This window comes from Desulfosporosinus youngiae DSM 17734 (genome assembly GCF_000244895.1).
Taxonomy (GTDB): Bacteria; Bacillota; Desulfitobacteriia; order Desulfitobacteriales; family Desulfitobacteriaceae; genus Desulfosporosinus; species Desulfosporosinus youngiae.
This window is the reverse complement of sequence record NZ_CM001441.1, coordinates 183,540-195,833: the sequence shown is the minus strand read 5'-3', so window position 1 is coordinate 195,833 and position 12,294 is coordinate 183,540. Positions and strand designations below refer to the sequence as shown.

The following is a 12,294-nucleotide window of genomic DNA, read 5'->3' as shown; positions in this document are numbered from 1 at the left end:
CACTATTTAAACTAATCTCTTTTGTTAATAGTACCCCGCTTCTCGATAAGTTCATGTAACTCTTCCATAAAGCGTTGTATGTCTTGGAACTGACGATAGACCGAAGCAAAACGTATGTAAGCAACCTCATCCATATTAAATAATTGCTCTAACACAGCTTCTCCAACTTCTGAACTGGACACCTCTCGCTCATGACGGTTACGCAGTCTCTTTTCAATCACAAAGGCTGCGTTTTCGATTTCTTCTATAGAAATCGATCGTTTTTCACACGCCCTGAGCATACCGGCCATCATCTTAGAGCGAGAAAAACCTTCTCGTCTCCCCTCTTTTTTTACAACAACAAGGGGAGAATCCTCAAACTTTTCAAAGGTGGTAAAACGACGCAAACAGCGTTCACATTCCCTACGTCTACGGACCGCAGATCCTTCTTCAACTTGACGAGAATCATGAACTTTTGTTTCCTCGTTTCCGCAGAATGGACAGTGCACAACTCCACCCCCAACATATAGTGCCCCTATGAATTTAACCACACTATATATTGTGTGTCAACACTCTCTTAGGCTGTTATTTTGCCCTCTTCTTCTCTCCCTCGCTTATTTCTATTCACAATCGTTTTCTTTCCTTAGATTTCTACATAAGCTACTTTTATTAATTCAAAATAGTAATCCTCATGTAAAAAGGGCAAACTAGTTTTGTTGATATTAGATAACCGGTTATCTTAGGAAGGAGTGACCTAAAAGTGATTAAGAAATTTCCTGAAAGAAACGCCAACCCTAATACTAAGCCCATTCCATCCCGTCCGGAAGATCAGCCCAGCATGGATTCAAGAGACGGACATGGATTATCCAAAGAAGAAGCCTTAAGATCCAAGAAGTAAGATTGGTGAACTACGAAATTTAGTATATTTAAAAGAAACGCCCTTCACTATATAAAGCGGCAGTCTTAAAAGCAGACAAAAAGGAGGCATCCAGATTAGGATACCTCCTTTTTGTCCTTCATACACCATAGCAAAGAGAGCATCATTGCGGCTCCCTTTGCTATGCTATTTATCGTTAGATGAACAAGTTTACTATACGTTAATGCTTTCTGTGAGCTCTTCTGTAGCAGCTACCTCGGCTTTCGCACCAGCATTTTCTTGGAGCAACATTCTTTCTCGCTCTTCATCAACTAAGTAACGACGCAAAACTTTCCCTACAGCCGTCTTGGGCAAGCTCTCACGAAATTCAATCTGCTTAGGAATTTTAAACGTCGCCAGCTTATCTTGGCAATAGTTCAAAATCTCCTCTTCTGTTACGTTAGATCCCTCTTTAGTAACGATATATGCCTTAACCATTTCTCCCCAATACGGGTTAGCAATTCCGGCACATACTGCCTCTCTCACAGCCGGATGAGTATAAAGCACTTCTTCCACATCGCGCGGATAAACGTTATAACCACCACTGATAATCATATCCTTCTTCCGGTCAACAATATAGAAAAAACCATCTTCATCTTTATAGGCTATATCTCCCGTGTAAAGCCAGCCATCTTGTAAAACAGCTGCTGTCTCCTCAGGTTTTTGCCAATATCCTGACATAACCTGATCCCCTTTAACCACCAGTTCCCCGATCTCCCCCGCCGGGAGTTCCTTTTGTCCCGTCTCTAAGTCCATAATTTTAGCATCTGTATTCGGTGCTGGAACACCGATTGAGCCAACGCGGGAATTAAATATCGGATTCAGGTGAGTAGCCGGCGAAGCTTCCGATAAACCGTAGGCCTCGACCAACCTTCCGCCCGTTAGTTCCCCAAAACGAATCGCAACTTCTTTAGGAAGCGGGGCTGATCCACTTAAACAACACCGAATTGATGAGACTTTATATTCCTTAATCCGGGGGTGATTAATGACTGCAACATACATGGTCGGGGCACCTGGAAAGAACGTCGGTTCATAATCATTGATGTGTTGAAGCACGGCATCGATATCAAACCTAGGCAGAATAATCATAGCTCCTCCGGATAGTATTGAAAAGTTCATACAAGCTGTTAAAGCGTAGATATGGAATAAAGGTAACACCGTTAATATTCTTTCTTTTCCCTCATGACCCACAATCCATTCCCACGCTTGTAAGGCGTTGGCTACAAGGTTATAGTGGGTTAACATAACCCCTTTAGCCGTTCCGGTCGTCCCTCCCGTGTACTGCAAAACTGCTGTATCATTAGATTGGCATACAAACGGAGGAGTCTCCAACTCATCTATACTTGGATCAGAGAGTTTTTCCTCCAGATCAATATAGACAGGATTATCTGCTAATCCCAACCCCGCTAATCCAGATACTTTGCTTAAATAGTCTAAGGCGATAAATTCAAGTCCTACCTCCGCTTGAATTGGGGAAATTCGGGGCAAAAGCGGTGGTATAGAAACGATTCCTATAGCCCCGGAATCTTGTAATAAAGCTTTTAATTCACTTTCCACATAGAGAGGATTCGTCTGTACGACGATTGCTCCTACTCTTTGAATTGCAAAGAATGAGATGACCCAGTTAGCACTATTAGGCATAAATATAGAAATTCGATCTCCTTTTTTTACTCCTCTTTGCCTAAGTACTTTAGCCATTCGCTCAATAAGACTGTCCATTTCTCTATACGTAATTGTTTTTCCCCCGAAAATCAATGCTGGGTTCTCAGGAAACTTTAACGTTGTTTGTTTTAACATTTCAACCAAGGTTATTTCAGGAATTTCTACCCGCCTCCGAACATTGAGCTCATAAAAACGAAACCATGGTTTTTCAAAGGTAGCTGCTTCCATATTCCCATCCCCCTTCGAGTCTTGAATGTTTACTCATTCATTTTCAATTTTAGCACATCTTTTTCTGTTTGAATATGGATTTATCTCAATATTCTATATATTATTATTATTCAGTTAACTCATTCTTGTTACTATCTATTTTTGAGCCTATACTGTGTACTGACACATTTACGTTTTTTTTAAACGGTAATTTCAAAACTATTCAACCTGCTATCAATAAAATCAGGGTATAATATAACAAAACGCTCATCCTTTCGGATAAGCGTTTTTTCTTTGAATGCATAAAATTACCGTTATAGCCTATTGAGACCTTAGTAAATCATTCTTTAATAAGATAAAATTTGTTATCTTGTATATTGTAAAATAGTGGTGCAACTAATATTTTCGGATATCTTAATCTTAATCGTGCAGCCTCACTTAAAACAAAATCTATTTCGTTGCCAATTTCATACATTGGAGCAAAATTCATATAATGCTCCTCTGCATATTTTTTGTTCCATCCTGCATTTTCAACTAACCCCTCAATAAATTTCTCCTTTTTGGAATAAAGATTTACCATACCACAATTATTATGGCCTAGCAGAGCTATGGCCTTTACGCCGCCAATAGCAATCGCATACGATACTTTAAACTCACTGTAACGTAAATTCCCCCCACCGCTGCGGATTATATAGGCAAAATTATCTGGAATGCGAAGATATTTCCGATTATCCATACACATTCCTATTAATAATTGCGCTTTCGAATATGAATCAAATGAACGATGAAGATTATGGTATTCCAAAAGAAGCCCAACCGGGGTTTCTCTATATTCTGGAAAAATATCGTCCTTACTTGATACGCGAATTAATTTGTCCACTTCACCATTCCCTTCCAAACAAATCCAAATTCCGTCCAGAGGACTTTATTTTTTGATCTCCAAACAGGAATTGACTTCTAATTGTTGGTAAGCTTCACATTTGATCATATCGTAAACTTCTTTAAGGGGTATCTGCTGCTCTTCTGCTAGTCTTCGGCAATCCTCATATTCTGGAGCCACATTACGCAGGCTATCCTGATAACGGGCAACTTTCACCTTAGCTTGACCTAGCTTGGTTTGTATAGTCCTAATTTCATAAGGCAGCATATACTTGATCACAGGATAAACTCTAACTCCGATGGATGTTGTCTCAGAAAATATCTGCTGATAGAATGTTTCCAATTGGTGGGTATGAATCAATAAACTTAAGACTATGGCCGGGCGATTTTTCTTCATTTGGATTTTTCTCAAAAAAACATCCATCGCCCCAGCTTTAAGGAATTTGTTAATCAGGTAATCATAGAACTCCGGGTTCATGTCATCGATATTGGCTTCCATCATCAGGGCTTCTCCTTGGTGGACATGTCCCTTGCCGCCATAACGAATATGTCCGTCGGAACCAACGTGATCCAGTTTTTCACCAATGGTTACACGCAGCAAGTTTGGAATGACTAAATCATGCCCACCTGCCCCATAACCGGTGTTATCAACCCGCATCGGCGGCATATTGCCGAAATTCTGACAATAGGTTGTAATAATTGCCGCTCCGGTTGGAGTCACTAATTCTTTTTCAATATCCTTCGAATAAACAGGAACTCCTTGCAATAGTTCCAGGGTCGCAGGTGCAGGAACTGGCATGATGCCGTGGGCACATTCCGAAAAACCGGTTCCGGTATGCACTGGTGAAGCATATACTTCCTCAATCCCCAGCCTCCACAAACCGATAACTGAACCAACAATATCAATAATGGCATCCATGGCTCCGACTTCATGAAAGTGAATTTTGTCAACAGAGGTTTGATGTATTTTGGCCTCAGCTTCAGCCAAGCGAGTAAAAACCTGGATACTTTTTTCTTTAACAACTTCCGGCAGCGTACTACTATTAATGATTTCCCGAACATCCCGCAGATGCCGGTGTACATGGCCTTCCTCCGTTAAAACGTGTACCTTGGTCCCGCTGATACCTTTTTTAATCACTTTTTCCCTTTGCAATTGATAACCAGTCAACGGAAGCTTGGCTAAATCTGTTTGCAGTTGCTCCCAATCTAAACCAGCATCAACTAAAGCACCTAAGGTCATATCTCCACTTATCCCGGCAAAACAATGAAAGTAGGCGATTCTCATACATCGACCTCCCCTAATTTATTAATTAAACTGGCCTGATAACCTGCACCGAAACCATTATCGATGTTAACCACACTGACACCACTGGCACAGCTGTTCAGCATAGCCAGCAATGCGGCCAAGCCGCCGAAACTGGCACCATAACCAACACTGGTGGGCACAGCAATCACCGGTTTGTCCACCAACCCTCCGACTACACTGGCAAGGGCTCCTTCCATTCCAGCAACTACGATTAAAACCCGTGCGGCCAAAAGCTTATCTTTTTGGCTTAATAAACGATGAATACCGGCTACCCCTGTGTCATAAAGGCGTTCCACCCGGTTGCCCATTACTTCGGCGGTAATAGCCGCTTCTTCTGCGACAGGAAGATCTGAGGTTCCGGCACTGAGCACTAAGATATGTCCTCGTTTTGCCTGTTCACCCCGTCGTATCACAATTAAGCGAGCTAAATCATAATACTCAGCGTTAGGAATTCGTGCAGCAACAGCTTCATAAACATCATGATTAGCCCTAGTGGCCAGAATGTTCGTATCTGCTCTTTCGGCCAGCTTTTCGGCGATGGTAACGATTTGTTCAGTTGTTTTGCCTGCACTATAAATAACTTCAGGAAATCCTTGCCTGAGCTGGCGATGATGATCGATTTTAACAAAGCCCAAATCTTCAAAGGGCAGATCCTTCAATTTTTCTAATCCGGCATCCACACTAATTTCGTGATGCTTGATTCCTATGAGCAAATCACGCAGGCTTTTTTCATTCATACGTTTTTGTCCTCTTCATTTAAAGTTTCATTCATACTCCCCGTCCGGTAACCTTGAAGGTCCATGGTAACATAACTAAAGCCACAAGCTTTTAGCTCCTCAACAACTTGGTCTACTTTTTCTACCATAAGCAGGAATTGATCCCGGGGGATCTCGATCCGGGCAATTTCACCATGGTGACGTAAGCGAAACTGTTGAAAGCCCAAGGAACGCAGCAGCATTTCTCCTCGATCTACTTGGGTCAACTTTTCTTTCGTTATTCTTGAATTATACGGAAAACGGGAACTAAGGCAGGCAAAGGAAGGCTTATTCCAAGTTGATAAGCCCATTTCCTTAGAAAAAAAACGAATTTCCGCCTTAGTGATACCTGCTTCTTTCAGAGGACTGCGTACGCCCAATTCTTTGGCTGCCTTCATTCCCGGTCTGTGGTCATTTAAATCATCGAAATTGGAACCATCAAGCACGTAATTTATTCCCTCATCCTTGGCAACTGTCAGCAATTTGGAGAATAGTTCATTCTTACAGTAATAGCACCGGTTTGGCGGATTATCCGCAAACCCTTCAATCTCCAATTCTTCCGAAACGATTAGTTTATGTCTGGCCCCTAATTCGCGAGCCAGTTTTTGAGCTTCCGCCTGCTCCTGAGCAGGATAGGTTGAGGAAGTCGCTGTGACCGCTAAGGCTTTGTCGCCCAATACTTCCAGCGCAACTTTAAGCAGAAAAGTACTGTCAACTCCACCTGAAAAAGCAATAAGGACACTTCCCATATCCCTTAAGTTTTTACGCAGTTTATCCAGTTTCTCCCTATCAACTGCTTTCATCAAATTCCCTCCTGTACCTTCCAAATGTATTTGAATTTTAGTTGCTCTATCTTATCGGCTCAGATCAACTCGCTTAATTGACAAGTCGTAAGTCCCGTTATGCTCTTATTTAGGGAGCAGCGGGCGACAGTCGCCGCCCGCTAGCTTATTTTTACTTCTAGATCCTTTAAGAACTATACCAGAATGAGGAATTGAGGTAATACCTATTTATTTTGCTGCTTCAATAGCTTCAGAATTCTCAATCTTGTCAGCTCTAAAGTCCGCTCTTTCAACTATGAAAGAGGTCAGGAGACCAAGAAAGATTGCCCACAGAGGAGCTCCGATATTCAAGATCGAGAGGTTTGTAACCGCGATAAAGAAAGCGACTAAAGCACCCATTCTAAATTTGCCGGCAAAAGCTCCTTCAAAGGCACTTCTAAAGACTTCAAACATAGCTAACCCTGCTAAAACAGCCGTAAATTCTTTGGGAACCATTTTCACCGAGTCTACAATAATCTTGGCCAACAATGCAAAGGTTACCCAAAAGACCCCTTCTGAGAAAGCCGCGATAAAGCGGAACTCTTTCTTTTCACCCGCGGCAGGACTAGCACAAATAGCCGTACTCGGACCCGCAGTTACAGCCGGATGAGCTCCGAATAAAGAGTTAATAAAGGTGCCGATAGCGGGTACCACATACATGGCATTGATCGGTACTTTATATCCTGCGGCCATGAGAACCCCAACCGCTTGAATGTTTTGAACTCCAATGACTAAGAAAAAGAGAGGAATACTGATATCTAAAATTGCACGCAAGCTAAACGTCGGCAATGCTAAAACCGGTTTGGCGATTTCCAAGGATAGCGGAATGGGCGTAATCAGATTAAAGAATCCCAGGGCAGCGATTCCGATAATAATCGCGACAACAATCGGGGGAACCTTTTTAGAGAAACCTTTAAACGCCATTGATAGGAAAAACGCGGCTATCATGACACCATAAATTTGAGGCATATTAATAGCTGCGGTAAACATACTTGTAGCAAAGCTTAATAATACACCGCCAACCATGCCCAACATGACCGGTACAGGAATGCGCTCCACCAATTTCTTCATAACCCCTGTTAAGGTAAGCACTAAGGTGACCACAGCCACTACAATATATGCACCTATGGCCTCACTAAAAGCAAAATTCGGGAGTATCTTCGCGAGCATGACTGCTCCTGGGATACTAAACGCTGTAACAACCGGGATACGGTAACGCAAAGACATAAACATCGTCGATAGTCCACCAATAAGGTAGATTCCCAGGAGCCAGGAAATAGCTTGGGCGTCCGTCAAACCGCCTGACTTAGCAGCGTTCATAACAATCAGACCTGGTCCCATAGTGCTAAAGAGGGTAGCTACTAAACCTGTGGCGATGGCAGCAGCATTTTTGTTTTTCCATAAAACTCCCAAACTTTCCCGTAAATCATATCCCTTTTCAATGATCACATAATTTCCTCCTCTTTATCCGCTTCAAACCTCTTACTTCTCTATGCTCCGGCTCCCTACTCACAGCCACCATAGCCCAGCCGATATTAACAATCTTCGCTTTCCACATCAAGACTAAAATCAAGTAATGGAGCATCAAGAATGGCTCGACCAACATCGATAATATCCGGTCCAAGTGCTGCGATGTTCTTTAATTCTTCCGCAGATACCCCTCCGGCAAAGGCTAACTGTACACTTTTTCGCCAGCCATCTGCTGCGGCGGCAGCCCTTACAGCCTTAAAGTCCTCCAGACTACCGGTATCCACCATCAAAATGCCTGCCCCGGCCTGTACCGCTGTTCTGGCCTCTTCGACAATATCTTGGGCCTCACCTCGTAATTGGGCGACTACCAACCGGTCTGGGTCAAATAATTTTGCCCGGCCTACAGCCTCGGCAACTCCGCCAAACATCCGGATATAGTTTTTGTCTAAATAAACAAAGGGTTGTTCGGACATCCGCAGTCCTGCCCCACTTGTTATAACCGCCTGGCGTAGTTCTCCTTTAGTAGATTGACTTATCTTTTTCCAAGCACCGCAAACTACTTTTACCGGATTGGCCTTTCTGACGATGTCTGCGGTGGCAGTGGCTACTCCGGAGGGTTTTCCAATGACCCCCATAAGAGTTTCTTCTGCCTTAGTAACCATCTCAGCATCCCCTCTAGCGGCAAATACCGCCGTACCGGGAACTAGCAATGTTCCTTCGTGAGCGACTGATATAACTTCCAATCCCAGTTCCACCGCCAGTTCTTTCATCCTGGCTACTCCTGACAGTATTCCATTTTCCCGGGCTCTGATTGCGAAGGAATATGACCTATCTTTAAGTGGTTTAAACAAAAACTCTCTCAACTCCATTGCAATCACCTCCTCCTATATAATCTCCGTTTTTTTACAAGCGCTATCCCTGATTGATATCTCCTGGCCTATCCTTATTACTCCAGCTCAGATATCTCTGATGTCCGCTATAACCTTCTCTCCCTAATTGAATTGAACGGGTTCTTAAGGCAGATTAGTCAGCACGACATTACCTGTACCTCTTACCAACACTGTATCCGTGATACGAGGACCGCCAAATTTCGGTTCGTAAATTGTCGGAAGCAACAAATCTACCACCATATTTTCCTGAATTACGTGGCCTATTCCCTTACCGATCACGGGATAAAATTCCGACTGCCTGATTCCTACACCATAGCCGATTACTTCCATAAACTTCTTTGCATAACCATGGTCGTGAATAACCTTAGACACTTTCTCAAAGATTTCACTAGAAACCGCCCCCGGTTTCAATGCTTCTATCCCAACGTTTTGGGCCTCGATCAGCAATTTATAAATATCATTTATCTCCCGGGCAACTTCTCCTAAAAATGCAGTACGACACATTTTAGCTACATACCCTTTGTAAGACGCACCCAAATGAATTACCACAGGCTGATTATTTTCGATCACATAGTTGCCGGCGTAAGGATGCATCAATTGCTGACGGTCGTGCCGCAAAACCTGCATGCGGAATGTTGCCCCCTCTGATCCCGCTTTGCGCATGGCATACTCGGCCTCTGCAAGAATGTCTGTTTCTTTAATCCCTGGCCGAAGGGATTCCATGGCCGCTTTCATCCCTACTGCAACAAACTCAGCAGCTTTTGAAATGTAGTTAATTTCCTGTTCACTTTTAATTGAACGCAACCTGTAGCATGCTTCCGCAATATCGCCGAAATAGATTCCGGGTACGGTATCGCGCAGGCACTGAAAATCCTTTAAATTAATAAAATACCTGGTGAATCCAATTCGCGGATTGGAGATGCCCAGATTTAGTACCATTTCGGCGGTTTTTTGACTGACATTCTCGTTCGGAAAGAAATAAGGAACCACTTCCAGCCCTGATTGATCCCGCATATGGCGAGCGTCCAACCACAAGCAAATTAGTTTCGGTTCACCTTGGGCCGGAACAATCAGAGCTCCTCCTTCAATGTCTTCACTGTTTGCAAAGTAGATTAGATTCTCCCTATCCATAATGACGGCGGCATCCAGTTCGTGAACCTTCAGTTCCTGTTGGAGCGCGGCAATTCTCTTGACAACAATCTCGTTCATAAACACTGCTCCTCATTATTCGAAAAGGGGGATATTATTGCCCCCCTTTTTCATATAATCTTGCAAGGTTAAAGAATGTGGGATTAGGCTTTCAATTCCAAAATAGAAAGATCGACACCCCTTTGCTTGAGCCACTTTGGCAGAAGCTCCTTATCAACCTTTTCACTGACCAGCGGGGCTCTTTCGATCAAAAGCTTAGCCAATGATTCGCTGACATTTAGACCGCCCATAGCGCCGTCAAAGATAATGACTTGATCTGTTCCGCTGACATTGTAGGCAAAATCCATGGCATTTTCTGCAGTTCTAGCGGTTACGGCATAATCCATATAGCCAATATTCATGGAATCCGTATCAAATAGTTTTCCCTGCTCATCGCCCACGACAACAGTCGGAATATTCTTAGAGAAGAATTCGGAGGGATATCCTGTCCAGGCATAGTTATGCACACACATTTTGATCGCGGGGTTCATGGGAGGGGTCTCCTCCAGCAACGGCTTTCCGTTCTTACGATAGAAAGCCTCGGTATACCAAGTATAAGAGGGCAATGGCGTATTAAGGTCATATAAATCGGAATTGGCACCCAGGAAATTCGCATAAATAACTCCCGCTGAAAATACATAGGGTACCGGGCAAGGGAAATCGAGAACCGCAATACATTTGTCAATTTCGCCGAATAAAGTCATAATCTTTCCGTACAGCTGGCAGCCAACAAAGGTCGCCCGGTCATTAAGGGCGTACAGATCGTTGTCACAGTCCGCACCGATTACACCATGGGGCCCGCAATTTAGAAAAGCAGCAAAGGCAAATTTGCTTTGCACAAACTCGGACTCGAAAATAGCACGGGCAGTAAAGTTTGCGGCACGGGGCCCAAGGTTCTGATGGTAGGTACTGCGGGTTTCACAGCGCGCATAGGACATACCAAAGGGTTTTACAGCTTTATCAACCTGTCTGTGGAAATGCACTTCACGAACGTCAGTATGATGGGCATGAATGATCCAGGTTGCGTCATAAACCCGCTTAAGCCCGTAAAGAGTTCCGATTTCGGTCTCAATAGCAATCCCTTCATCGATGGGAGCTACTCCGACTGCTTTTCCTTTATAATAGGTGTCTAAGCCATAACGCTTCATATATTCTTCCGTTTCACGGAAGCGCATGCCTACACCCGCACGCAGCCGAATATCCGTGCAGCCGGTTCTTTCTGCTACAACATCTCTGATTGCCTTAAGCAGCTCTGCATAGGGTTCGCCGCCAAAAAGAGTGAATCCATGGTGGGAAGCCAGGACATTAACGGAATGTTCCGGTTTGATCATACTCATGTCGACCTTCATCAGGGCATCATGGGCAGCTTGACGAACATCATTGATTGCATCCGGTCCACCCGGCAGGAGCACAGGAGGCAGATCCGGGAACAATTCGCGCAGATAAAGAGAAACCATTCCAGGAAGTTCGGAAACACGGGTTTTTACAAGTTCCGGGTCAATGCCATACATAGAAGGTTTGGGAGGAATCGGCTTAATTGGTGCGTGCATCAAATCCTTATAATTCATTACATATCCTCTCCTTCCGCTTTAGTATTAACAACGCGATCCAATAAATCTCTATCTTCTTGGAAATAGAAACCTCTCTTACTGTATTTCTCAACAACCGTTTCAGGAAGAGTCCAGGCAGTAGGGGTAACGCCGTACCACTGCCAACCATTTTCAACCCGTTTCAGCTCAAGGCCTGCAGCTTCGATCATCCGAAGCAGGGGCTGTACACATTCAATCGTGCAGCCTGTGCGAATACCGGTTCTTGAGGATACTTCTTCAGGGGTTTTCGCTCCTTCCAGGATAGCAGCGGCAACTTCTTCAGCACGCACACCCACACAGTAACATAAGATCTGTTCCGGATTGAGATGGGCTTTTTCACACATCTCACGAATTGCTTTGGCATCATGCTTGGATGCGTCCACTCCGATGGTAAAGGGTTCCTCGCGCTTAACCATTTTAATCGCATAGAATGGGCAGCGGGATTCGCAGTTGGTGCATCCTCGACATTCATCCGCCTTTACATTGGCCTTCTTATCAGAAACTGAAATCGCTAAAACCGGACAGACTTTCTCGCATACTTTACATCCCCTGCACACGTCGTGCTGTACTTCGGCCAACAGGGTTACTCTTTTCATCTGTCAAACCTCTCCCTTCATTCTTGTCATACGGCA

General features: G+C 43.9%; 12 protein-coding genes. 1 reads left to right on the top strand and 11 read right to left on the bottom strand.

The features are described from left to right. Positions 1-11 precede the first annotated feature (11 nt). Entirely contained in the window at positions 12-488 is a 477-nt protein-coding gene (gene nrdR, locus DESYODRAFT_RS00985; protein WP_007778239.1) for a transcriptional regulator NrdR, read from the bottom strand. A 251-nt stretch (positions 489-739) separates the two neighbouring features. Here nrdR and DESYODRAFT_RS28560 point away from each other — a divergent pair, with 251 nt between their 5' ends. Continuing rightward, positions 740-877, top strand: coding sequence for a hypothetical protein (locus DESYODRAFT_RS28560; protein ID WP_007778236.1), 138 nt, complete (start codon positions 740-742; stop codon positions 875-877). 192 nt (positions 878-1,069) lie between these two features. On the opposite strand, the gene DESYODRAFT_RS00980 is transcribed toward DESYODRAFT_RS28560, so the two are convergent. The 10 genes from DESYODRAFT_RS00980 to DESYODRAFT_RS00935 form a co-directional block, all read right to left on the bottom strand. Then, a complete protein-coding gene (locus DESYODRAFT_RS00980) occupies positions 1,070-2,785 on the bottom strand; it encodes a long-chain-fatty-acid--CoA ligase (RefSeq protein WP_007778233.1) in 1,716 nt (571 codons plus the stop codon). A gap of 319 nt (positions 2,786-3,104) precedes the next feature. Continuing rightward, complete coding sequence (locus DESYODRAFT_RS00975; protein WP_042338074.1) at positions 3,105-3,644, bottom strand: carbonic anhydrase; 540 nt, start codon at positions 3,642-3,644, stop codon at positions 3,105-3,107. 45 nt (positions 3,645-3,689) lie between these two features. After that, complete coding sequence (larC, locus tag DESYODRAFT_RS00970) at positions 3,690-4,928, bottom strand: nickel pincer cofactor biosynthesis protein LarC (protein ID WP_007778228.1); 1,239 nt, start codon at positions 4,926-4,928, stop codon at positions 3,690-3,692. Continuing rightward, entirely contained in the window at positions 4,925-5,686 is a 762-nt protein-coding gene (gene larB, locus DESYODRAFT_RS00965; RefSeq protein WP_007778226.1) for a nickel pincer cofactor biosynthesis protein LarB, read from the bottom strand. The genes larC and larB overlap by 4 nt, the downstream gene beginning before the upstream one ends. Further along, positions 5,683-6,507 carry an ATP-dependent sacrificial sulfur transferase LarE gene (larE, locus tag DESYODRAFT_RS00960; protein WP_007778222.1) on the bottom strand — a complete coding sequence of 275 codons (825 nt, stop codon included), beginning with the start codon at positions 6,505-6,507 and terminating at the stop codon, positions 5,683-5,685. Before larE ends, larB begins: the two co-directional genes overlap by 4 nt. A gap of 207 nt (positions 6,508-6,714) precedes the next feature. Then, on the bottom strand, positions 6,715-7,974 hold the full coding sequence (locus DESYODRAFT_RS00955) for a benzoate/H(+) symporter BenE family transporter (RefSeq protein WP_007778220.1): 1,260 nt from the start codon (positions 7,972-7,974) through the stop codon (positions 6,715-6,717). Positions 7,975-8,060: 86 nt separating this feature from the next. Beyond that, complete coding sequence (locus tag DESYODRAFT_RS00950; protein WP_007778217.1) at positions 8,061-8,864, bottom strand: nicotinate-nucleotide diphosphorylase; 804 nt, start codon at positions 8,862-8,864, stop codon at positions 8,061-8,063. Between the two features lie 144 nt (positions 8,865-9,008). Further along, a complete protein-coding gene (locus DESYODRAFT_RS00945; protein WP_007778215.1) occupies positions 9,009-10,094 on the bottom strand; it encodes a M24 family metallopeptidase in 1,086 nt (361 codons plus the stop codon). A gap of 83 nt (positions 10,095-10,177) precedes the next feature. Further along, the gene (locus tag DESYODRAFT_RS00940) at positions 10,178-11,641 is read right to left on the bottom strand and encodes a hypothetical protein (protein WP_007778212.1); all 1,464 of its coding nucleotides are present in this window, start codon (positions 11,639-11,641) and stop codon (positions 10,178-10,180) included. Next, a complete protein-coding gene (locus DESYODRAFT_RS00935; RefSeq protein ID WP_007778209.1) occupies positions 11,641-12,258 on the bottom strand; it encodes a 4Fe-4S binding protein in 618 nt (205 codons plus the stop codon). Before DESYODRAFT_RS00935 ends, DESYODRAFT_RS00940 begins: the two co-directional genes overlap by 1 nt. Positions 12,259-12,294 lie beyond the last annotated feature (36 nt).

What these genes read in the sequence shown, in the direction of transcription:
- DESYODRAFT_RS00980 (WP_007778233.1), bottom strand. Translation starts at nt 2,785, where the DNA reads ATGGAAGCAGCTACCTTTGAAAAACCATGGTTTCGTTTTTATGAGCTC.
- larC (WP_007778228.1), bottom strand. Translation starts at nt 4,928, where the DNA reads ATGAGAATCGCCTACTTTCATTGTTTTGCCGGGATAAGTGGAGATATG.
- larB (WP_007778226.1), bottom strand. Translation starts at nt 5,686, where the DNA reads ATGAATGAAAAAAGCCTGCGTGATTTGCTCATAGGAATCAAGCATCAC.
- larE (WP_007778222.1), bottom strand. Translation starts at nt 6,507, where the DNA reads ATGAAAGCAGTTGATAGGGAGAAACTGGATAAACTGCGTAAAAACTTA.
- DESYODRAFT_RS00950 (WP_007778217.1), bottom strand. Translation starts at nt 8,864, where the DNA reads ATGGAGTTGAGAGAGTTTTTGTTTAAACCACTTAAAGATAGGTCATAT.
- DESYODRAFT_RS00945 (WP_007778215.1), bottom strand. Translation starts at nt 10,094, where the DNA reads ATGAACGAGATTGTTGTCAAGAGAATTGCCGCGCTCCAACAGGAACTG.
- DESYODRAFT_RS00940 (WP_007778212.1), bottom strand. Translation starts at nt 11,641, where the DNA reads ATGAATTATAAGGATTTGATGCACGCACCAATTAAGCCGATTCCTCCC.
- DESYODRAFT_RS00935 (WP_007778209.1), bottom strand. Translation starts at nt 12,258, where the DNA reads ATGAAAAGAGTAACCCTGTTGGCCGAAGTACAGCACGACGTGTGCAGG.